The sequence below is a fragment of the Pseudomonas sp. GW456-E7 genome (assembly GCF_059424105.1).
In genome coordinates this window covers 67875-89161 of the sequence record NZ_JBWKZB010000019.1, presented here as the reverse complement: position 1 = coordinate 89161, position 21287 = coordinate 67875, and the positions used below count along the sequence as shown (strand labels likewise).

Below are 21287 nucleotides of genomic sequence, written 5' to 3'. Positions count from 1 at the left end.
GACTGATTCTTGTTGGAACCCGCTTCAGACGAGCTCGAAAACCCGACGCCAACGCCGCGTCAGTTGATCCTCAAATTGCTCCTGGTTGTCGAAGGTGGTGAGCTGGATGTCACCAGCGCCGTGCGCGCCTGCGCTTTGTTCGGTCTGTCTGCGAACAACACACGGGTTGCCCTTGCCCGGTTGCAGAGCGCCGAACTGATCGAAACTGTCGTGCGCGGCGCCTACCGTCTTGGCCAGGCCGGCAGAGCGCTGGGCGAAGAGATAGGCGCCTGGCGCCAGGCCGAAACGCGTCTGCGCGAGTGGGATGGCAGTTGGGCGGTGGCGCTTACGGCGGCCCTGGGCCGCAGCGATCGCAAAGCATTGCGTGCCCGAGAGCGCGCATTCGGATTGGTGGGCTTGCGCGAGCTGGATGACGGATTGTTTATCCGCCCTGACAACCTGGTCGGCGGAGTGGCGCACACACGCGAACGCCTGCTGTCACTGGGCGTGGAAAACTCGACGGCGGTGTTCCAGGCGCAGCAGTTCGATCCGCAGCGAGACGCCCGGGCCCGTTTGCTGTGGGACGCCAGTGAGTTGCAGAAAACCTACAGCGACGGCCAACGCACGCTGCAGGCGTCGATGGCGCGCTTGGCCGGCATGCCGATTGAGGACGCTGCCCGTGAGTCGTATGTACTGGGGGACCAGGCCATGCGCCAGATCGTGTTCGACCCGATGCTTCCTGAGCCTTTGGTGGACTCCGCGCACCGTCGTTCATTCCGCGAGCTGGTCAAGCGATATGACGATGTCGGCCACCAGATCTGGCGCGACTTTCTCGCCCAGGGTAGATGAAACCCGGACGATGGTTTCGCTTGCCGGCTGCAGCGATGGCAGGTCGACAAACACGCTTCGGACGGTGTCTGTCCTTTGCCTGGCTGAACTGAAGCATGCGAGTAACAGAACCGACACCGGAATCGGTGTGAGAAGTGCCTGCCAGGGACGGCAGGGCTTCGCTGTTGTCGATCCAAGGTTTGTCACCTGGCCGTGACTCGTGAGTTCGCCAAACTGTCCCACCAACAACAGCAATCGATAATGCCCCGAAAAATCCGGCACCTGGCTCGGCTGGGCATTCATCGCAAGCGGCAAAAACAACTCCAACATGGCCATACAACATGCACCCGTTACGACAAAGCCTGCACAACGAACTACACGCGCGCCCGTCACTGTATTTCGATGAGCCGGCCCATGTGTTTCATCTGGCCTTCCTCGGCAGCGATCAGGCGTGCAATGCATTCCTTGAACAATGCTGCCCAGGCACCCTCGACCTGAATGCCGCCCAAGGCATTACCCAACTCGATGGCCATGCACTGAAATGGGAGCGCCATGCCGAGTTTTTCACCCTGACACTGGTGGTCACTTCATCCTCTGATGACCTGTCCTGGACAACGCTGCCCGAGGTGCTGGCGTCAAAGGTCGAAGTGCATTTGCCGGCCCTGATCAACTCGGTGCAGATTGTCGTGCGTGGTGAAACCGGCCTGGATCTGTCCCGGTACGGCTTCAAGGATCCGAGCGGTTCGTGCGTGGGCGGTGGCGATGCCATGGTCTGGAGTGATTTTCGCCTGAGCGAGGAGGGCAACAACCACATGTTGTTCGTCAACCGGCGCCTGAATGCCTACCGCCAGGGCCGGATGATACGCCGCCTGCTGGAAATCGAGACCTACAGGATGATGGCCTCGTTATCCTTGACCATGGCCAAGGACTTGAGCGCGCAGCTCGATGTTTTCGACAAGACCCTGGTCACCCTTTCCGAACGCAACGCCGACCCGCACGGCAGTAATGCAAAAGCCCTGCTTGCGGATATTTCCAACCTGTCTGCGCAAGTGGTGAGCAGCGCGGCGAAAACCCGGCACCGCTTCAGTGCCACGCAAGCCTATGCGCAATTGGTGTTCGAACGTCTGGGTGAGCTGCGGGAAAGTCACGTCGGTGATTGCCAACGCCTGGGCGTATTTATCGAGCGCCGCTTCAAACCTACCGTCAGGTACTGCACCGCCACCGAACAGCGCCTGGAGCACCTGGCCGAAAGCGTGGCCAACCTGGGCGATCTGTTACAAGCACGGGTTCAGGTGGAAATGGAGGAACAGAACTCGGAAATCCTGAAAAGCCTGAATGCCCGCGCCGATGCCCAGATCAAGATCCAGCGCGCAGTGGAGGGGTTGTCGATTATTGCCATTACCTACTACTTGCTCAGTTTGCTCAAGCTGGGTTACTCAGGGGTGCACCTGCTTGGCGTTGAGGTGTCCCCGCGAGAGGCCATGCTGGTCATTGCGCCGCTCGCGATCGGTATTCTTGCGTTGATTGTGCTGCGTATCAGGAAAGTTAAGGAGCATTGAGGTGATGGGCTGCGATGTTGTTGCGGCGTCTTTTCCACCTGTACATGGCGGCCGCCGGCAAAGGGGTGAAGCTTCGACGGGATTGTAGGAGGCAGTGTGTATGACCCGGGGAGGGTGCATGCACCAATGTCCCCTATGAACTGCGTATCGTTTGCAAATGTTTCTCTCCGTCAGCATTTCATTTTACATTCCAAAACCACGTTGCAGAGGAGGGGCGCACCTACGGCACACTTCGGTGGGCAGGTCGTTTTTTTCGCTGATGCTAGCCAAGCATTAATGAAATGCTGCCGAGGAGAAACATCAGGAGGATACCTACGAGCTTGACTAAAAAGCTCAGCCCTCGGTGACCTCCGTACAGCGCTCGCATCCCTTCAGTATTGTTACGGGTCGTGAGGTGCAGCAGTCCGCCCAAGACACAAACAATCACTATGTGCAACAACGGTTCGGTCAAGTTACTGCCATCCGGCACGTAGGCAGGTTGCCCTGCGCTGACCCACCATTTGACTGCTTGAAATAGGCCATATCCGTAGATGGCAAACCACATCCCCCATCCCGACGTATTGACGACAAAGAAAAGGCAGTGCGGCATGCTGATATCGGGAAACCATCTCCTCAGCAGCTGGATCGCAGCGCAGTGGAATCCCCAACGTAGAACGCTGATGATGTATAGCAAGAGTGCGGTCGAAGCAGTCACTAACACCCAGGTCATATTCTTGAGGCGACCGACGATCTTCAATGCCTCGGCAACCGACACTCCAGACCCAACAGAATTTCCATAGGCCCACTCCAGGCTGAAGCCGGCCACGGCCGCCCACACCCCGGCAACAACTAAAGGCAATCCCCAGAGCCCCTTCAGCCGCAAATGGATCGGCCTCCTGGCAGGGGTGAAATCCAACGGTTTTACAACGACTGGAGCAATCAGGAGCAGGGCGTATTTACTTACCTTATGGTCGCGAATTTTAGACCAAGCGAATCTTAAAACGGATGACGACATTATTACCTCGGGCGGGAAAAGTGGCGGAGTTACATCCCTAAAATCACTGTGCAGGGGTAGGCCTCGGGCGGCGTGGCGCATTACTGGGTGCTACTAGTTCAAGCATTCCCCCTTTTGCCGCAGCTAAGCATTCTTTGAGCTTATCTATACTCATGACCTCGGCGCCACGATGTACCACTGCATGGCAGTTCGGGCACAGCGGTATCAAATCGGTTATTGGGTCGAGCTTGTATTCAGCGCCGATCGTGCTCAGGGGTACGATGTGATGAACATGGATAAGCCCTTTGGCGATCTCGCCATAGACCGAGCCGAAGTCAAATTTACAAGCTGCGCACACGGCCTTGTGATGCCGAATGCATGCTTCCCGGGCCTGAGCATTGCGCTCGTATGCGTTGACCCTTACCTCTCGCAGTGCCCCCTCTAGGTAGAGCTCTGGCTGATTGACCTCTTCGGGGATCGCAGGCATGGGTGGCTCTTCACACGCATACCATTGACCTTTCTGCTGAAGTAGCCATTTGCGAGTGATAAATCGTTCAAATTCTTTGATCTTTGCAGGGCCTACGCCGTCCTCGTCCTGGCGTTCGTCCGAGTGCGTAATCTTGAACGTATGAAGCTCGTATTCCTGTTCGGCGACTAACCTGAGATGCTCGACACTCTGCGCGTAGCCATTGTTGCGACGCCCATTCTCAATCTCCCAACCCTCGCAGAGTATGAGTGTACGGTCGCCGTTCATATGAGTGTCCCAAGCGCCGAATATGACCTTGCGCTCTTGGTGATTCACAAACGACCAGCTCCAAGTCCAGTTTTTACACGTGGCGCCCAAGGATTCGATAAATGCTTTTCGGCTGGGGTAGTAAGGAATGCTCATGCGAAGTCCTGCGCGTTAGGTTGTCTGGTGGAGTAGTGAAAGTAGGGGGGTACAGCAGAACATGACAGAGTCGACAACGTACCGCTTCGCTTATAGCATCAGGCAACACGGCCATCAAAGCGCCATGTAGCAGCAACTGCATGGCCCAAAAGAGTCCATGTAGGCCGTACTCGACTGGCAGACGATAGTTTCGGCCAATTGGCGCTCCGGCCGAGAGCCGCGTAGCTTGGTTGAGATTGATCACCATCAACCTCCTTTTAGCATCGAGCTTCTGGGCGGCCAGGGTGTTTGCAAAGGCTCGATCAAAGTGCTTTAAGCGCGATGTCTGAAAACCGGTGCCTTGCCGCATAAGGAGCGGCAATGGAAATGGAAAAATTGGTTTGGGTCGATGATGAAGCGACGGCAGTACTCAGTGAGCTGGGTAGATTCGCTGCGGCAGTATTGTATGCACGATGCTTGAGCTTGAGCTGGACGTAGATGAATGGAACGAGCTTGGGCAGTGGCGCCGCCTGATCATCCTGCACAAGTAGCGGCACGTGCTGACCGGAAGAGAAACGGCTCTGAACCAAACTCACTGGAAGGTCCTCATTTGAAGGCTCGCCATGAACATTTGGTACATGGACCGTCGAGAGAGCAGACGTCGGAAACGGTTTTGTCGAATCAATGGTTCAAGCTGCTCATGACCATCTCTCACATAACATCGCATTTAACATAATATACATTATGCGTACTCATAGGTATTCCACACAGGCTGTCTCCCAGGTACATTTCAACCTCCAGCCACATCCCTCGACCACTGTGAGGATCATCTAAAAAATATAAAAACGCATTTAAAAACTATAATCCTCAGCAAATCAACAAGATGGGCTACACCATATTCAGGGTTCGTTAATTTTCCCGGTGGTAGCTTAGCGCCCACTGATTCAGAGCTTCCATCGATTTCATTTGTTGTTTACCACTGGACGCGTCTAAATCAACTGTCTTCGATCCAACGGCAGACAATTGAGCGCCAACATTTAAAAATTAGACAGAGTCGCTAATCGACATTTAAAAATTATAGTGGACTACAGGTCGCATAACGGCTCTAGCACGGCAGTTTCAGCGGTCACCCATCCACGCGGCGGCCTACGTAAATCCTGGACTTTCACCAAGGCTAGGAAGGCGCAGATTTTTACGTAGCACTAGACCTTAGTAGAAGAAAAATTTCAGCGGATAGCCGAGGTTTCACTTGCTGGTGAACTACTAATCGCCGAATGGCAAAGGCCTTCTGGAGTACGTGGTCAGGGCAATAAGGCAGATGTGGATATCGAGATTGAGGAGCGTCTGCGCGATCCCCTACTGCAATTGCTCAAATGTGATTTTTGGGGGGGAGGAAACGGGGCATGTATTAACCGGGCACCCGTGGTGCTGGGTAATCGATCCAAACGGCGGCACAAGCGATTTTTTAAAAGGCGTCAAAGGCTCATCAATTTCTGTCGGCCTACTACGACATTCGATCCCAGTTCTAGGTGTGGTTTACGCGCCGATAACAGAAGACCGTGGTAAGGACTGCCTCGCTTGGGCTGAGGGTATGCCTTACCTATTTCGTAATGGCCAGCCGGTGGACGTAGATCTTAGCCAAAGAGATTTAGAGGTTGGAGCTTTGGAGGGGCACCAATCGCCTGTATGAAGTTACTTCATCGAAATTGGTCAGAGCTATCAAATTGTTGGCAAGCACTTTGAGTGTGGTTCTTGGGGGCGATGGTCAGCTAAATGCGGTCTGTTTGTAGAGTTTAGTTAAGATCATGACCATAACTCAACTAAACAACCATTTAGTTGAGTTATATACTTTGCCAACGCAGAAACGAGCACCCTACTGCTAGCTGAGTGGTGTTCTTCAAGCACTACCCCCACCTTAAAAGGTGGTGTTTCCATCGCCGGGATGGCCAAGAGTTGGGAACTGTCCGGCTTGGTGTCTACATCAAACCGATAAAAAAGCGTCGATATATCAAGTTCGGTACCAGCCTGTTGATTGTCAGCGACTTGCAGTTTTCGTAGGTGCAGGTTCTATTTTTGGCGGTGCGGGCGGTCACCCTCCTCGGCTAAATGGTCTGCCCCTACTTTTTACTTGCAAGGCAGGGCTGGCTGGCGACGGCGCAGGTATATTCAGCATTGATGTGACTGACACACTGCTCTCGCGAGCAGGCTCTCCCACAATGGTCCGCGCTCCCTGTAGGCGCTGACGAGTAGGCTGCAATCTTTGGATTCTTAAAGTGCAAGATCAAAGGATCGCAGCCTTCGTCAGCGCCTGCAGCAATCTCAGAGCAGCGCCACGACCGCTTCGCCCACCAGTTTCTCTTCACCATACTGGTTCGAGCAACGGATGTTCAGGCGTACGCGCTTCTCACCGTTTTCTTCGAATTTTTCCGTGATTTTGCCGGTGCAGGTCGGCACATGGCCCAGGTGCGTGATGCCGGTGAAGCGAATGGACAGGCTGCGCACTTGCTGCTGGGGAACCCATTGCGTCAGCAAACGGCCGAGGTACGCGGCCGACAACATGCCGTGGGCGAAGACATCAGGCATGCGTGCCTTGCGGGCGAAGTCGATATCGATATGAATCGGGTTATGGTCGCCCGAAGCGCCGCCGTAGAGCGCCAGCGTGGTGCGGTTGACCGGCTGCAGTTTGAGCAACTCGATGTCATCGCCAACCTGGATATCGGAATATTGAACGGTGGTCATCGTTGGCTCCTTAACGCTGTACGAGGGATGAACGGATGTCGGCGATGTGCTCGCCATCCTGGTTGGTCACACGGGATTCCATGACCACGAATTGCAAGGCGCCGCCTTTCTTCTCGTAGACGTCCGAAATGCAGCCGTCAAAAGTCAGCACGTCACCGGCAAAGGCCAGCTTGTGGTAGACGAAGGACTGCTCGGCATGCAGTATCCGACCGAGATCAAAGTCCACCAGCTTGAGGAACTTCGTCAGGTCGCGGCCCTCGCCTTCCAGGCATTTGAGGAACGTCGGGGGCACCGGCATTGCTTTGTGACCGGCCGCCCTGGCGGCGTCTTCGTGTGTATAGACCGGGTCCGTTTCGCCAATGGCTTTGGCGAAAAAGCGCAGGCGGCCCTTCTCCACATCGACGCTGAATTTATCGAGCTTGTGCCCGATCAGGCTCTTGTCTGCCATGTTCTAACTCCTCTTTTTGTTGTGAATGCCCGTTCGGGCACGCGTATGAAAAGGCTCAGTTGCGACCGTACAGGGTCACGACGCAGGCGCCGCCCAGCCCCAGGTTGTGCTGCAAGGCGATGTTCAAGCCCTCGACCTGACGCTTGTCGGCCGAGCCGCGTAGTTGATGGGTCAGCTCGTAGCACTGCGCCAGACCGGTGGCACCCAGTGGATGCCCTTTGGAAAGCAGGCCACCGGAAGGGTTGGTGACCACCTGGCCGCCGTAGGTGTTGTCGCCGTCGACCACAAATTGTTCGCCGCCGCCCACCGGGCACAATCCAAGGGCTTCGTAGGTCAGCAGTTCGTTCTGGGCAAAGCAGTCATGCAGTTCGACCGCACGAATGTCCTGTGGCCCTATGCCCGCTTGTTCGTAGACCAGTTGCGCGCCACGCTGGGTCATGTGAAAACCTGCATAGGCAATCATCGAAGGGGGATCGAAGGACTCCACCGGATCGGTGACCATCGACTGGGCCAGGATCACTACGTCGCTGCGCAGGCCATGTTTGCGGGCGAAGGCGGGTGAACAGATAATCGCCGCCGCGGCTCCGCAGGTCGGTGGGCATGCCATCAGGCGGGTCATGACGCCGGGCCACATGACCTTGTCGTTCATCACGTCCTGGGTGGTCAGGACGCTCTTGAACAGCGCCAATGGATTGTTGGCTGCGTGGCGACTGGCTTTGGCGCGGATGGCTGCAAACGTCTCCATCCGGGTGCCGTATTTCTGCATATGCTCGCGACCGGCACCGCCGAATGTGCGCAATGCGCGGGGCAAATCCGCGACGTCTTCGGTCAGCCCATTGAGCAACGGATGAAACCGTGCGCGGGGTTCCGGTCGGTCGTCCCAGTGCGACTTGAGTGCGCCCGCCTGCATTTGCTCGAAGCCCAGAGCCAGCACGCAATCGGCCTGACCGCTTTGCACCGCGGCGCGCGCCAGATACAGGGCTGTAGAGCCGGTCGAGCAGTTGTTGTTGACGTTGACGATCGGGATCGCCGTGCGGCCGACTTCGTAGAGGGCGGTTTGACCACAGGTGGAGTCACCGTAGACATAACCGGCGAATGCCATTTGCACCTGGTCATAACTGATGCCGGCGTCCTTCAAGGCCAGGCGTACGGCATCGGCGCCCATTTCGGTGTAGCTCGGGCTTGCGCCCGGTTTGGAGAAGGGAACCATGCCGACACCGGCCACTACGACTTTTTCACTCATCGATGAATTTCCTGTGACATCCACGTTCGTTGCCGTACCTGCCGGCCGTTGGTTTCTGGAAATCATCTTGATCGGTGAACAGCCGCGCTTCGACCGTCGAAGGTATGAAGTTGCGGAGGCATCGAAAGGTGTTCGAAGGAACGTCGAGCAGGAGTACTCCCGCTGCGCCTCCCTTCGAACGCCGGGGGATCTACTCCGGAACATCATCCGTTCGGCGCTTACCGGCAATGCCCATCGTCCATAGGATTGAGGCAATCCCAGCCCCCTCACCTACCGAGGATTGAAATGAGCGAATACAGACCATCGTGGCTTACCGAAGACCTGGCGATCTTCCAGGAATCGGTTCGGCGTTTTGCCGCCGAAGAACTTGTCCCCCATGAAGAGCGTTGGGCAAAGCAACAGTACGTCGACCGTGATGCCTGGTTGAAGGCCGGCGAAATGGGTTTGCTGTGCCCGGCGATACCCGAGGAGTACGGCGGCAGCGGTGGCAGTCACGCGCATAACGCGATTATCGGCTACGAGCTGGCGCGGGCCATTGCTACCAGCATGGGTACCAATGTGCACAGCGCGATCATTGCCCACTACATCCTGCGTTACGCCAGCGAAGCGCAGAAACAGCGCTGGCTGCCGAAAATGGCCACCGGTGAATTGGTGGCCGCCATTGCCATGACCGAACCGGGCGCCGGTACCGATCTGCAGAACATCAAGACCAAGGCCATCCGTGACGGCGATCACTACGTGATCAACGGCTCGAAAACCTTCATCACCAATGGCTACCACGCCGACCTGGTGCTGCTGGTGTGCAAGACCGACCCAAGCCTTGGCGCCAAGGGCATGTCGATCATTGTGCTGGAGGTCAAGGACCTGCCGGGCTACCGCCGTGGCCGCATCCTCGAGAAGATTGGCCAGAAAGGCCAGGACACCTCTGAACTGTTCTTCGATGACGTTCGCGTTCCGGTGGCCAACCTGCTTGGCCCGGAAGAAGGCAAAGGCTTCGTGCAACTGATGCAGCAACTGCCCGAAGAGCGCATGTTCATCGCCATGAATGCCTTGGGTGCCATGGAACGTGCGGTCGAGGAAACCATCAAGTACACCGGTGATCGCAAGCTGTTCAACAAACCCTTGCTGGAGATGCAGAACACTCGCTTCAAGTTGGCCGAGATGCAGACCACGGTGACCATTGCGCGCACGTTCATTCACGATTGCCTGGACAAGATGATCAGGCACGAACTGGACGCAACGACCGCCGCCATGGCCAAGTGGTGGGCATCGACGCAAGCCTGCCAGATCATCGACGAGTGCCTGCAGTTGCACGGCGGCTACGGTTACATGCTGGAATACCCGATCGCCAGGCTGTACATCAATGCCCGACCGATGCGTATTTATGGCGGCTCCAACGAGGTAATGAAAGAGCTGATCGCCCGTACGCTGTAAGCGCAGGGCCCCGGTCGCGTGAGCGGCCGGGGCGAATCGACATCAGGCCTCGGGTAATCCTTGCGGCCATAACAGCTTCGCCGCATCGCCGTCTTCGCGATAGGCATGACAGGTGCCTATCACCCAGGAGCGCACCGCAACCACCTGTTCGGTACCGCTGGCTCGGCCCTGACTGGCTGCTGTCCTGTAGGCGGAGAACATGGTTTGCATCGCGGTGGACGCCATGCGTTCAAGCAACTCGGTCAGGTGGGTGCAGCCGATCGATCCTCCGACGATTGCCTTCATGTTCTTTTTGAAACCCGCCGCAATCTTCAATCCCCGCAACCGCGAATAGACTACCGACGCTTCAGCACAGAACGGAGTGGCTCCGGTGGCGGTGGTCGCTTCAATGTTCTGGATCACCATGTCGGCATCCAGGGTCATCACCAGACGCATGTCATGAATGGTGCCGCCATGGGGTACGTGGTGAAACGGCAGGTCGGTGGCTTCGTTGGTCAGATCCTGCAAACGCCCTTCTATATCAAACACGCCATCGCTGCGCTGATAACCCTTGCAGACGATTTCACGGGTATGCAGCAATGTGCGGGTCATTGAATCCTGGGGCATGGCAGACATCTGGGGACTCCTTCAACTACGCCGGCGTCGTTACGCCGCGCTTTCAACGAAACAGTGGATTTGGAATGTCACAGTGCGAGGGCGATGGTCTCGTGCATGACCTTGCCCATTCCCGTTTCCTCGGCGAATGAGTGAGGGTACGCGTACGATGACAACGGGCCGAAAGTGCGCAGACGAGTGAGTTCTTCGCTGCATTTTTGCAGCGTTTCACTGGCATACAGATTGGCGATGGCCGCCTGCTCTGCGCCAAGCGGATGCCGGATGCGAATGTCCAGGTAGTGATCGACCAGTACACGCAAGGCGACAGCACGCGCCTTGATGGCGGCCAGCTTGAAGCGCGTGTATTGCAGGTCCCATCGGGCGTAACCCTGGTCATTGGGTTGCTGCACATGGGTGAGCGTCTGGTCCAGTTCGTGTTCGAGTTGACGGGCGGCAAAGGTCGCCAACAACAGGCGCTCCTCACCCAACGCCTGATTCAGGTAATCCATGCCCTTGCCGGCCTTGCCAAGCAGATTGCCCAAGGGCACACGCACGTTGTCGAAGTACAATTTCGCGGCACCCTGGTTCTCTTCATTGGGGCTGGCCGGTGTGCGGCGAATGCCGCAGCGGTCCGCCTCCACCAGGATCAGGCTCGCACCCGTGGCGCCGCTGGCGGCCTCGGTACGGCAGGCGAGCAGCAACAGATCGGCACCCATGCCATTGACGACACGAACCTTGCTGCCGTTGATCACATAATGATCGCCGTCGCGTACCGCATTGGTCTGGAGGGTCCTGGATTTTGCACTGGGCTCTGTCACCGCCATTGCAAGGATCGTTTCGCCGCTGCAAACGCCCGGCAGCCACCGGCGCTTCTGTTCGCTGCAAGCCTGTTGGGCAATACAGGGCGCGATAATGTTGGCATGCAGGGGCATTGCCCGGTCATTGATCCCGACCCGGGCGAGTTCCTCGGTAAACACCGCGGCATGACCGAAATCACCTGCGCCACCGAATTCCTTCGGCAATACCTTGCCCAGCAGCCCTTCTGTACCCGCCTTGAGCCAGATCTGGCGACCGATGTCTGCGACAGGTCCGGAGCGAGCCTTGCCCGGCAGGTATTCGCACTCAAGAAAGCGGCGCACGCTGGCGCGGAAGACTTCGTGGTCGTCGCCGAAAATATTGCGCTGAACGTCCATTCCTCACCTTTTGCCACAGTTCAATGCCCTATAGGCGAGACAGCTCGCCCCATGGTGAATCTTGCATGAGAGCCGATGCATCGAGCGCCCCCCTCATCGGGTGGGCTCATAAGGCTGATGCCTGGTGATGCCACGACCTGGAACACGCCGGGACTTGCGGCCTGGACCCTCGACAGATCCTTCGCGATCAATGGGCAACCGGTGTTGTAGCGGGAGTTTGCAGGCTCATCATCGCCTTTTTCACCGCAAGGCTCTGGTAATTGATATTCCCGACATTCAGGTTCACGCCTTCCTGGAACGGGTACTGGGACAAGGTGCCAAGGAAGGCTTTGACCCTGGCCTGAACCGGCACGAACAACCAAGCCTGGTCGGCCGCCCAGCGTAACGCCATCGGCGATTCCTTGCGTGCGGTCTGAAAAGGATCGGCGTACAGATTGGTCAGCTCCGGCACATTTCTGATCGTGCGTACTGCACTGCCGAATCCCCCTTCCATTTGCGCAAAGCTGAGCTTCCATTCTTTCCAGCGAATGGCGTCCAGATCACCCCCCATACTGAAATAGAAATATTCTTCGCGAGGGCTGTCCCTGGACTCGCCTTTGAAAAACGGCAGGAAGTTGTACCCGTCAAGGTGCACGCGAAATGGCTTGCCGTTGAGTTTGGTCCCATTGGCCAGTTCGGCGACCAGATTCGGGGCTCCTGCCGCCGCAGCCAGTGTCGGCATCCAGTCGTTATGTGCAATCAGATTGTTGAGACGAGTCCCGGGTTTCAACGCCTTGGGCCACTTCACCAGCAGCGGTATGCGATGCCCACCCTCGTTGGAGGTGCCCTTCTCGCCTGCGAAGGGTGAAGTTCCGCCATCTGGCCAACTGAACTTCTGGGCGCCGTTGTCAGTGGTGTAGATGACGATGGTATTGTCGGCGATACCCAGGTCATCGAGCTTCTTGAGCAGTTGGCCAACCTGACCATCATGCTCGACCATACCGTCCGGATACAGGCCAACGCCGGTCTTGCCCTCGGATTCGGCCTTCAAGTGAGTCCAGATGTGCATGCGGGTGGCATTGAACCAGACAAAAAATGGCTTGTCGGCTTTGTGGGCCTTGTCGATGAAGTTTCCTGTCGCCTGTACCAGTTCGTCGTCAATGGTTTCCATGCGCTTGCGGGTCAACGGCCCGGTGTCTTCGATCTTGCCGTCTGCATAGGCGTGGATCACTCCGCGCGGGCCGTAATTTTTGCGGAACTGCGGATCCTTGGGGTAGTAGTAGGTTTCCGGTTCTTCCTCGGCATTCATGTGGTACAGATTGCCGAAAAACTCATCGAAGCCATGATGGGTCGGAAGGTGCTTGTCCCGATCGCCCAAGTGGTTCTTGCCGAACTGGCCGGTGGTGTAGCCCTGCTGCTTCATCACGTCGCCAATGGTAGGCGCCCAATCCGGAATACCGTGCTCGGAGCCAGGCATGCCGACTGTCAGCAAGCCGGTGCGGAACGGGTGCTGGCCAAGGGCGAAAGCAGCGCGCCCCGCGGTACAGGACTGCTCTCCGTAAGCGTGGGTGAACAGCACGCCTTCCTTGGCGATTCGATCAATGTTCGGAGTTTCGTAACCCATCATGCCCTGGTTGTAGGCACTGATATTGAACTGGCCGATGTCGTCGCCGAAGATGACCAGGACATTCGGTTTGTCGGCTGCGCCGGCACCCAACGATAAGCCTGAGACTGACATGGCAAGGACAATACATAGCAGAAACCGGTACATCGAAGTCCCCGTGAGGGTCATGACACGTACTCCATTGTTGTTGTTTCAAGGTCTATAGGGCTGACGAAACGAATGCTGTAACCGGGGAAAGTGGCGCGACGACGCACAACACCAAAAGGTAAAAGGGCTGCCCGAAGGGAGGCAGCCCTTACATCCTGGGGTGAGTCCATTTCACTGCCAGGCGTGCTGAACCGCTATCGAACCCCTGCGTTGCGCAGTGCCGCCGGCGTGAATTCGGAAATGCTGTTGTGCTGATCGAACTTGATGGCATGGCCAGTCTCGTTGGCCAGGTTCATCGCCAGATAGCGACCGGCGACCAGGTCATACAACGTAACGGCAGCCCAGATATTGGTGCCATTTTCGTAGTCGTTGTAGGAGTGACCTTCGGCCACGCGCCAGAGCTGACCACGGCCATCGTAGTGATCCACGCCGACCAGCGCCCAGGTGTCTTCGTCGAAATACATATGGCGCTTGCCATAGATGTTGCGTTGACCTGGCTTGAGCGTGGCGACCACCTCCCACACCCGATGCAACTCGTAGCGCGTCAGGCTCTGGTTGATGTGGCCGGGTTTGACGATGTCGGCATACTTGAGTTTTGGCGACTGCAAGCCGTATTCATTGTACGGAATGTACATTTCCTTCTTGCCGATCAACTTCCAGTCGTATCGATCGGGTGCGCCGTTGAACATGTCACCGTTATCGGCGGTACGCAGCCCGTCGGAAGCGGTACCCGGTCCATCATAGGAAACCTGCGGTGCACGACGCACCCGGCGCTGGCCCGCACTGTAGACCCAGGCCATGCGTGGCTCCTTCAACTGGTCTACGGTCTCATGCAGCAGCGTCACGGCACCGGCCAATCGTGCCGGCCCCATCACTTGCTGCTTGTAATAAAACAGAATGTTCGAGGTATCTGTGGATTGTGCATCGGCGAGGTATTGCGGAAAGGCGGCTTCATCCTTGAGTTCGACAGCGGTGTAATCACCGTTTACTTGAGGGGTAACCTGAACGTGATTGCGTGAGAAGTTCGTACCGCGATAACGGGTCATGTGGTTCCACACCACTTCGATGCCGTTCTTCGGGATCGGGAACGCATAAACCCGCGACTGCTCGAAGGACCTCAAACTGTTGCCTTCATCAGCCGACTCGGTGGTCAGTGCACTCTTTTTTGCAGCATCGTAGATCGCTTGTGGCGCCGATGCCGTGCGGTGAGTCGGGTAGACCGGAATCGTGTAGCTCTGCGGGTAGCGCTTGAACATCGCCAACTGGCCGATACTCAATTTGTCCTTGTATTGTTCGGCAGTGGCCGCGGTGATGACCAGCAAGGGTTTCTCACCTTCGAACGGATCGCTCAGGTAGCCATTGCTGTCAACCTTGGCTGCACCGGGCTTCAGGCCGCCGGTCCAGGCGGGAATGCTGCCACTGGCGTTGCCCGGTTTTTCTGCGCCCAACGGCGTCAGGGTGGTGCCCAGGCGGGCGGCTTCTTCTGGCGATACAGCGGCCATCGCACAGAAGGACAGAAAGGACAGCGCGATGGCGCCGGCCGGCAATATTGTTGTTATTTTCATTGCTTGCTCCTCTTTATAGGGACGCGAGAGTTAGAAGTTCACACCGAAACTGAGTGCAACGTAGTCACGGTCACCGTTGGTGTTGAAATGCCCACCGAAATAGTCGGTGTAACTCAAGCTGGCGGTATAAGTGTTCCTGTAGTCGGCATCGACACCGATGCTGACTGCCTTGAGCCCTTCCTCGAAGTTGGGACCGAAGCCGTTGACGTCATGAGACCAGGCAAGGTTTGGCGACAAGTTGATGCCGGCCAGGATGTTGGCGTAATCCAACTTCGCACGTGCGCGGTAACCCCATGAACTCGTGGTGTAGAATCCGTTGTTGTTGCACTCCTGCTGTGGGTTGGAAGCGTTTGGCGTACCAACGCCAGAACCGACACACGCCGCATTGAGAGCTCCGGGAAACTCGCCAGCGCCGAAGATTGTCGAACGACCGTAACGCACGTCACTGCCATCGCTCGGACCTAGTCCGTTGATTCGGTTGTAACCCACCTCTCCCACCAGCGTCAGACGGTCCGCGCCGACCACCTGGTCAAAGAACTGCGTCGCACTGACCTGCGTCTGCAACACAGGCATGCGTTTGTAACCATCGAAAGATTCGCCCAGTGCACCTGTTGGCACCGGCGAGATATTCACGCCCGGTGCAGCCTGCTGGTTGATGGCTGCCAGGTTGAGATCTCCACCGTTGAGCTGCAAAGGCATGTTGGGTCTGTAGCTGATCTCGCCACCCACCGCGGTACCATTGAGGTTGGTCGAAAAACTAAGACCGTAAAGGCGGATATCTTCCGGATAATCGACAAACAATCGTGCGGTACGAATACGTGCAAGCTGATTGGCAGCCGCCCCGGCCGCCCCTCCCGCGTTGCTGAACGCCAACGGAGTTTTGACTGCGCTGAGGTAAGGATTGCGACTGTGATAATTCATCGCGTAGAAGCCGAACTCGGTATCGTTGACTTCCGGCACAAACCAGCGCAACGCCACACCCCACTGACCACTGTCCCGGGCGTCATGATCACTGGCCTTGGGGATGTAGGCGTCATCGGTACCGGCATTTATCCGACCACCGCCCAAGGCGACGATATTGCCGGTATTTTTTGCCACGCCCGGCGCCAGGTCAGGTCCGGCGAGTACCGCGCGATCGTTGCAACCTTGAGGCACCACGTCGCTGCCGAAAAAGGTGCCGCAGTTGTCGACGACGGTTTGGTCCCATTCAAGCTGGTAGAAGGCTTCAGCGGTCAGGTTCTCGCCTAGCCCCTGAGACAGGTAGAACAGGTTGACCGGAATCAGCCCTTCCTTGACTTCGGCGCCCGGACGACGCAAGGCCGCCACGTCGATCGGGTTGATGCTGTTGATCGAGTTGCCGATGAAGGTGCTTTCGCCCCAGCTCACGACCTGTTTACCCAACCTGACGTTGCCTGGCTGTGTACCCAGCGTGTAATTGTGATAAACGAAGGAGTCGAGGAACATCGCCCCCGACGACTTGGCCGCACGGTCACGCCCGCTGTCGTCGATATCGTAGAACGGCCGGTGCTCGTCCATCAGCTCGAAGTCGTACCAATACTTGCCCCGTACGAAAGCCCCGCTGTCGCCATACTTGAGATCAAGGTCGTGAACGCCCTTGAAGATTTTCGAGAAGGTTTCACCCGACTTGAAATTAAGGCGATTGTCATCGGACGTACGAGCCGATGCGTTGCCTTGCACACCCTGGCTGTTGAAGTTGGATATGAAATCAGGGTCGGGCGAACGTGTCGCCCAACTGGCCCCGATGGACAGCGATGTGTCGAACTGCCCTTGAATTTCGCCAATATTGAAGCCCACGGCATTGGCCTGCGTACTCAAGGCCAGGGCGATGGCTGAAGCCAGAAGAGGCGGCTTCAAGACTTGACGGTCTACTACGACGGGGGTGATGGACATGCAAATCTCCGTTCTATTTGTTATTGGCAGATCTATTCATCACTTCTGCGCACAAGCGGGAGCCTGCATGCGTCTCGCGGCCAGTCCCGAGGCATTGTTGAAGGCATGCCCTGAACGACTTCGACGGCTCATCCTAGGAAAGTCAAAACAGCCCTTCGACCGCCGAAGGGATGAAACTGGGGGAGGAACCACCGAGCGTTCAAAAGGGGGAGTCGCAGGAGTACACCGTATTCAAGGCGCACGGACGCGCAACGGGGTTGCGCGCTGTGTCAATGGGTAATGGCGGGTAGGGTCAGGACTGTTTGATGGGTTGAGCGGCAGATTGATCGCGCATCCGGGCGATGGCGTCATCCCTGTCCTCGACACCAAGCTTGGTGAAGATGTTCTTCAGGTGCCACTTCACCGTCTCAGGCGAGATCCCCAGCATTCGCGCGATTTTTTTATTGGTCAGCCCCGGTGCAAGCAGCTCGAGGATTTCCGTTTCTCTGTCACTGAGCCTGGCAATCGGGTTTAGCGCAGCAACCGCCTGACCTGCCGTCGTGCCCGCCGCCAGCAATCGTTCGAGATAAAAGGCGAGCACCGGGTCCAGGCGATCGTCACCAAGCACCGACTGGAGCAGGGCAAGCGCATTTGGCGAGGCGTCCAGCAAGCTGCGCAACAACCCCGCGCGATGCCCCTGGCGCAAGGCTTCGATTATGTGCATGCGCGCGAGTTCCTCATGTCCCCTGCCCTGCTCGGCAACAGCCAACTGCAGCCGCAGGCAAGCCACTCGCCTCCAGCGTCGTTGTGCTGAGCACAATGCGATCAACGAGCTGATCTGTTCGGCGGCTTCGCTGAAGTCCTTCTTGTGCAGTAACAGATCCACCCGCGCCAACTGGTGAAGGACGTGTACCTGCGGTACCTGGCCTGTGTTATCGCCGTGGCGTTTGCCGGCCAGCTCTTCGATGCGTAAAAGGAGGACTTCTGCCTGTGGTGTTCGGCCACGTGCCAGCATCTGGCGCATGCGCACCAGCAAGGCAGTTGTCAGGATCCTCTGCAGATTGAAGCGCATGGCGTAGCTTTCCAGGCGATCCAGCAGCGCTGCGGCTTCGTCATGGCGCCCGGCGTGCCAATACGCGGCATTGAGCGTCAACAACCCGTGCAGCACGGTGTCGGGAATCGATACCCGCTCCAGAATCTTCAGCAGCGGTTCGAGCAACTGGCAAATGCCACGGTTATCGTTGAGTTCGTATAAAACGACCGCGAGCAACCCCGAAGCCATGCAGGTGACCATGATGAAACCCCGCCCCTGTTGGCCGGTCTCCTGCAGCACCTCGCGAAAAATATGCTCGGCCTGGCTGATGCGGCCTTCCAGTGTCAGGGTCATTCCACTGATGCAACGCCCGAAAAGGCTACGACGCCGCGCTCCGCGAGGATGCCCCTCCCTGTCAAGTAACTGTCGAGCCAATTCGTACTCGCCCTGACTCATGTATGACCAGGCCAGCAGATTGCGCCGACTGTCCCGGACAAAATCATTGCAATCGCCGCCAATGGCTTGCAACTGTGGCGTCAATGCCAGCAACGCCTCGGTATCATCGCGGTACAGTGCCGAGCCTGCATGCAACAGGGTCAAGGAATAGCGCTGATCGGTATCGAGCAAGTGCTGATTGGCACGCAGGCAAGCCAGACTCGTGGTCAACCCGGCGAAATCGAGGCTGTACAACTGCAGGTGCGCCGAGATGACAAGCAAGCCGAAACGCGTTTCGACCTCTTGCACCGGCAACTCCCGCAGCAAGCCGGCCAAATGCCCGAGATCACCATTGGACAACAGGTCATAGGCACAGCCTTCGATAATGCCGGCTGCGGTAGGTGCATCGGCAGCCTGCACCGCATGACGCACAGCCTCATCCACATGCCCCTGTTCGTTGAACCAGTCTCGCGCCAGGGCATGCAAGGACGCCTGGTGATCCGCAGCCTGATTGTCCAGACGCACTTTCAGCACTTCGCGCAACAAGGGATGCAAGCGGTACCAGGTTTCGCGGTCATGACTGTTGACCTGAGTGATGAACAGGTTGCCCATCTCGATACGGTAGAGCTGATTCATGATCCGTGGCGTTGCCTGCCGTTGCCCCATGAGCGTGGCGCACAGCGAGGCGCAAAAACGGTTGCAGATCGAGGCACTGGTCAACAGGTGCAAGTCTTCCTCAGGCAGGCGCACGAGGATTTCACGCTCAAAGTAACTGGCGAACCCGAGCGCGTCACGAACCTCCACGGGCGAATAGGTCGTGGCCCGCCTGTTCTTCAGGTCCAGGGCAAACAGCTGCAAGCCGGCAACCCAGCCATCGGTAAGCGCATGCAAAACCTGGGCATCATGCTTCGTCAGGCCAGACAACTCCTCGCACAGGAATCGCTCTGATTCAGCAGCACTGAAGCGAAGATCCTGCAGATCAAATTCCTTGAGCAAGTCCTGACTGCGTAAACGGGACAATACCTGCGGGATCGGCACGACAAACCGAGAGGCCAGGACCACGTGCAGCCGTGCCGGTGCGTAGTCAAGCATCCAGTGCAGCAGCTGCAAGGTCCTGGGGGCTTGCAAGTGATGCGCGTCATCGAGCATCAGCACGATTTCCCTGGGATGTTGGCCAATGTTCTGCACCAGCGTAATGGCCCAGTGTTCGAGACTCATTGCGTCGTTGTCATGATCGAGCAAGGGTGTTGCGCCGCGCACCAGGTCCGGGTCGACTTCAGAGAGACTCGCCAGCAGACACTCGGTAAACCGTGCGACTTCATTGTCCTCGGGGGCCAGGGATAACCAGGCGACATCAAAGTTCAGTGGCATCAATTCACGCCGCCAGGCCAGCAAGGCGCTGGTCTTGCCACAGCCCGCCGGCCCCTGTATCACGACGCAACGGTGCCGCCTGGCCTCAAGCAAGCGCGCCATCAATGCCTCGCGCGGCATCAGTTTGCGCATTCCTCGTGGCGGCAGAACCTTGATATTGGTCAGTGGCCGAATGAGGATGGGTGGGCAGAGCGTGAGATTTTCCATTTTTGTCTTTATTGAAAATGCAAAAAAGGCCGGGGACGATCTGGTACTCGTCCCCGGCCGTAAAACCGTTTACTGATCGAACACAATCACCGAACGCGCCATTTCGCCACGACGCAGTTCATCGAACGCTTCGTTGATCTGGTTCAGCTTGATGCGCTGGGAGATCATCTCGTCGAGCTTGAGCCGGCCTTGCATGTAGAAATCGGTCAGGCGCGGCAGGTCGACCGGAAAGCGGTTGGAGCCCATGAACGAGCCCTGGATACGGCGCTCGTGCAACAGTTGAAATGGGTCCAGCTCCAGTTTTACGCCGGGCTTGATCATGCCGATGACCGTCGCCGTACCGCCCCGGGCGAGCATGGCGAAGGCCTGCTCGGCGGTCTGCTTGAGGCCGATGCACTCGAAGGAGAAATGCACCCCTCCACGGGTCAGCTCCAGCACCTGCTGGACCGCGTCGCCGTCCTTGGCATTGACCACGTCCGTGGCACCAAACATTTTCGCCAGTTCCAGTTTCGAGTCGAGCATGTCGATGGCGATAATCCGGCCGGCGCCCGCGAGCGCTGCGCCGTTGATGGTGGCCAGGCCGATGCCGCCGCAGCCGATGACCGCAACGGTTTCCCCGGGACGCACCTTGGCCGTGTTGAATACGGCACCGGTACCGGTGGTTACCGCACAGCCCAGCAATGCCGCGCGATCCAGTGGCATGTCACGCCGAATCGCAACCAATGCGTTTTCGTGCACCAGCATTTGCTCGGCATAGGCCGACAGGTTGACGAACTGCGTCATCGGCTTCTGCACGTAAGTCAAACGCGGTTCTTCATCGGCGCCACGCTTGGTTTCCGGCGATACGCACAAGGACAAGTGGCCGGTAACGCAGTGCTCGCAATGGCCGCAGAAGGCGGACAGGCAGGTCACCACATGGTCGCCAGGCTTGACAGTGTGAACCTCGGAACCGACCTGTTCGACGATGCCTGATGCCTCGTGCCCCAGCACAACCGGTGCCGGAAAAGGGTAAGCCCCGTCGACGAAATGAAGGTCCGAGTGGCAAACACCGACGGCGACGGTTCTGACCAGGACCTCACGGGGGCCCGGTTTGCTGATAGTGACTTCTTCGATGCTCAGCGGGGTGCCAACTTTGTGGAATACGGCAGCTTTCATGATTTACCTCAACGAATGGGTCG

General features: G+C 57.5%; 18 protein-coding genes. 4 read left to right on the top strand and 14 right to left on the bottom strand.

All coding sequences use genetic code 11. The features are described 5' to 3' along the window. The first annotated feature begins 12 nt into the window (after positions 1–12). Positions 13–828 carry a PaaX family transcriptional regulator C-terminal domain-containing protein gene (locus AC07YV_RS14465; protein WP_494990320.1) on the top strand — a complete coding sequence of 272 codons (816 nt, stop codon included), beginning with the start codon at positions 13–15 and terminating at the stop codon, positions 826–828. Here the strand turns inward: AC07YV_RS14465 and AC07YV_RS14460 are convergent. Beyond that, positions 751–1143 (bottom strand): hypothetical protein, encoded by a 393-nt coding sequence (locus AC07YV_RS14460; protein ID WP_146025375.1) that lies wholly within the window; start codon positions 1141–1143, stop codon positions 751–753. The two genes, AC07YV_RS14465 and AC07YV_RS14460, sit on opposite strands and share 78 nt — an antisense overlap. Positions 1144–1148: 5 nt before the next feature. Between AC07YV_RS14460 and AC07YV_RS14455 the strand changes: the two genes are divergently transcribed. Then, positions 1149–2366 (top strand): DUF3422 domain-containing protein, encoded by a 1218-nt coding sequence (locus AC07YV_RS14455; RefSeq protein WP_102700402.1) that lies wholly within the window; start codon positions 1149–1151, stop codon positions 2364–2366. Positions 2367–2628: 262 nt separating this feature from the next. Here the strand turns inward: AC07YV_RS14455 and AC07YV_RS14450 are convergent, their stop codons facing one another. The 3 genes from AC07YV_RS14450 to AC07YV_RS14440 form a co-directional block, all read right to left on the bottom strand. Beyond that, on the bottom strand, positions 2629–3360 hold the full coding sequence (locus AC07YV_RS14450) for a hypothetical protein (RefSeq protein ID WP_146025374.1): 732 nt from the start codon (positions 3358–3360) through the stop codon (positions 2629–2631). Between the two features lie 43 nt (positions 3361–3403). Further along, complete coding sequence (locus AC07YV_RS14445; RefSeq protein ID WP_102700400.1) at positions 3404–4228, bottom strand: HNH endonuclease; 825 nt, start codon at positions 4226–4228, stop codon at positions 3404–3406. A 302-nt stretch (positions 4229–4530) separates the two neighbouring features. Then, positions 4531–4803: a hypothetical protein gene (locus AC07YV_RS14440; RefSeq protein ID WP_102700399.1), complete on the bottom strand. Its 273-nt coding sequence runs from the start codon at positions 4801–4803 to the stop codon at positions 4531–4533. A gap of 722 nt (positions 4804–5525) precedes the next feature. Here AC07YV_RS14440 and AC07YV_RS14435 point away from each other — a divergent pair. After that, positions 5526–5897: an inositol monophosphatase family protein gene (locus AC07YV_RS14435; protein ID WP_494990319.1), complete on the top strand. Its 372-nt coding sequence runs from the start codon at positions 5526–5528 to the stop codon at positions 5895–5897. Between the two features lie 629 nt (positions 5898–6526). On the opposite strand, the gene AC07YV_RS14430 is transcribed toward AC07YV_RS14435, so the two are convergent. Genes AC07YV_RS14430 through AC07YV_RS14420 form a run of 3 tightly spaced genes read right to left on the bottom strand, consistent with a single transcriptional unit; the run spans position 6527 to position 8637 of the window. Beyond that, positions 6527–6946 carry a MaoC family dehydratase gene (locus AC07YV_RS14430; protein ID WP_102700398.1) on the bottom strand — a complete coding sequence of 140 codons (420 nt, stop codon included), beginning with the start codon at positions 6944–6946 and terminating at the stop codon, positions 6527–6529. 10 nt (positions 6947–6956) lie between these two features. Next, positions 6957–7394: a MaoC family dehydratase N-terminal domain-containing protein gene (locus AC07YV_RS14425; protein ID WP_102700397.1), complete on the bottom strand. Its 438-nt coding sequence runs from the start codon at positions 7392–7394 to the stop codon at positions 6957–6959. A gap of 55 nt (positions 7395–7449) precedes the next feature. Continuing rightward, entirely contained in the window at positions 7450–8637 is a 1188-nt protein-coding gene (locus tag AC07YV_RS14420; RefSeq protein WP_102700396.1) for a lipid-transfer protein, read from the bottom strand. 285 nt (positions 8638–8922) lie between these two features. On the opposite strand from AC07YV_RS14420, the gene AC07YV_RS14415 reads away from it, so the two are divergent. Further along, entirely contained in the window at positions 8923–10071 is a 1149-nt protein-coding gene (locus AC07YV_RS14415; protein ID WP_102700395.1) for an acyl-CoA dehydrogenase family protein, read from the top strand. Between the two features lie 42 nt (positions 10072–10113). On the opposite strand, the gene AC07YV_RS14410 is transcribed toward AC07YV_RS14415, so the two are convergent. The 7 genes from AC07YV_RS14410 to AC07YV_RS14380 form a co-directional block, all read right to left on the bottom strand. Next, positions 10114–10686, bottom strand: coding sequence for a DUF2889 domain-containing protein (locus AC07YV_RS14410; protein WP_102700394.1), 573 nt, complete (start codon positions 10684–10686; stop codon positions 10114–10116). Between the two features lie 68 nt (positions 10687–10754). Then, positions 10755–11858 (bottom strand): acyl-CoA dehydrogenase family protein, encoded by a 1104-nt coding sequence (locus tag AC07YV_RS14405; protein ID WP_102700393.1) that lies wholly within the window; start codon positions 11856–11858, stop codon positions 10755–10757. A 187-nt stretch (positions 11859–12045) separates the two neighbouring features. Further along, the gene (locus tag AC07YV_RS14400) at positions 12046–13575 is read right to left on the bottom strand and encodes an arylsulfatase (RefSeq protein WP_494990318.1); all 1530 of its coding nucleotides are present in this window, start codon (positions 13573–13575) and stop codon (positions 12046–12048) included. Positions 13576–13802: 227 nt separating this feature from the next. Continuing rightward, positions 13803–15173, bottom strand: a complete 1371-nt coding sequence (locus AC07YV_RS14395) for a DUF1329 domain-containing protein (RefSeq protein ID WP_102700392.1) — start codon at positions 15171–15173, stop codon at positions 13803–13805. 30 nt (positions 15174–15203) lie between these two features. Next, complete coding sequence (locus tag AC07YV_RS14390) at positions 15204–17084, bottom strand: DUF1302 domain-containing protein (RefSeq protein ID WP_102700391.1); 1881 nt, start codon at positions 17082–17084, stop codon at positions 15204–15206. A 292-nt stretch (positions 17085–17376) separates the two neighbouring features. After that, on the bottom strand, positions 17377–20034 hold the full coding sequence (locus AC07YV_RS14385; protein ID WP_494990317.1) for a LuxR C-terminal-related transcriptional regulator: 2658 nt from the start codon (positions 20032–20034) through the stop codon (positions 17377–17379). A 144-nt stretch (positions 20035–20178) separates the two neighbouring features. Then, positions 20179–21264: a Zn-dependent alcohol dehydrogenase gene (locus tag AC07YV_RS14380; protein WP_102700389.1), complete on the bottom strand. Its 1086-nt coding sequence runs from the start codon at positions 21262–21264 to the stop codon at positions 20179–20181. Between the last annotated feature and the right edge of the window lie 23 nt (positions 21265–21287).

Bases quoted from the DNA above. Each gene is read 5' to 3' on its own strand.
- AC07YV_RS14460 (WP_146025375.1), bottom strand. From the start codon at position 1,143: ATGGCCATGTTGGAGTTGTTTTTGCCGCTTGCGATGAATGCCCAGCCG.
- AC07YV_RS14455 (WP_102700402.1), top strand. From the start codon at position 1,149: ATGCACCCGTTACGACAAAGCCTGCACAACGAACTACACGCGCGCCCG.
- AC07YV_RS14450 (WP_146025374.1), bottom strand. From the start codon at position 3,360: ATGTCGTCATCCGTTTTAAGATTCGCTTGGTCTAAAATTCGCGACCAT.
- AC07YV_RS14445 (WP_102700400.1), bottom strand. From the start codon at position 4,228: ATGAGCATTCCTTACTACCCCAGCCGAAAAGCATTTATCGAATCCTTG.
- AC07YV_RS14435 (WP_494990319.1), top strand. From the start codon at position 5,526: ATGTGGATATCGAGATTGAGGAGCGTCTGCGCGATCCCCTACTGCAAT.
- AC07YV_RS14430 (WP_102700398.1), bottom strand. From the start codon at position 6,946: ATGACCACCGTTCAATATTCCGATATCCAGGTTGGCGATGACATCGAG.
- AC07YV_RS14425 (WP_102700397.1), bottom strand. From the start codon at position 7,394: ATGGCAGACAAGAGCCTGATCGGGCACAAGCTCGATAAATTCAGCGTC.
- AC07YV_RS14420 (WP_102700396.1), bottom strand. From the start codon at position 8,637: ATGAGTGAAAAAGTCGTAGTGGCCGGTGTCGGCATGGTTCCCTTCTCC.
- AC07YV_RS14415 (WP_102700395.1), top strand. From the start codon at position 8,923: ATGAGCGAATACAGACCATCGTGGCTTACCGAAGACCTGGCGATCTTC.
- AC07YV_RS14410 (WP_102700394.1), bottom strand. From the start codon at position 10,686: ATGTCTGCCATGCCCCAGGATTCAATGACCCGCACATTGCTGCATACC.
- AC07YV_RS14405 (WP_102700393.1), bottom strand. From the start codon at position 11,858: ATGGACGTTCAGCGCAATATTTTCGGCGACGACCACGAAGTCTTCCGC.
- AC07YV_RS14400 (WP_494990318.1), bottom strand. From the start codon at position 13,575: ATGTCAGTCTCAGGCTTATCGTTGGGTGCCGGCGCAGCCGACAAACCG.
- AC07YV_RS14395 (WP_102700392.1), bottom strand. From the start codon at position 15,173: ATGAAAATAACAACAATATTGCCGGCCGGCGCCATCGCGCTGTCCTTT.
- AC07YV_RS14390 (WP_102700391.1), bottom strand. From the start codon at position 17,084: ATGTCCATCACCCCCGTCGTAGTAGACCGTCAAGTCTTGAAGCCGCCT.
- AC07YV_RS14385 (WP_494990317.1), bottom strand. From the start codon at position 20,034: ATGCGCAAACTGATGCCGCGCGAGGCATTGATGGCGCGCTTGCTTGAG.
- AC07YV_RS14380 (WP_102700389.1), bottom strand. From the start codon at position 21,264: ATGAAAGCTGCCGTATTCCACAAAGTTGGCACCCCGCTGAGCATCGAA.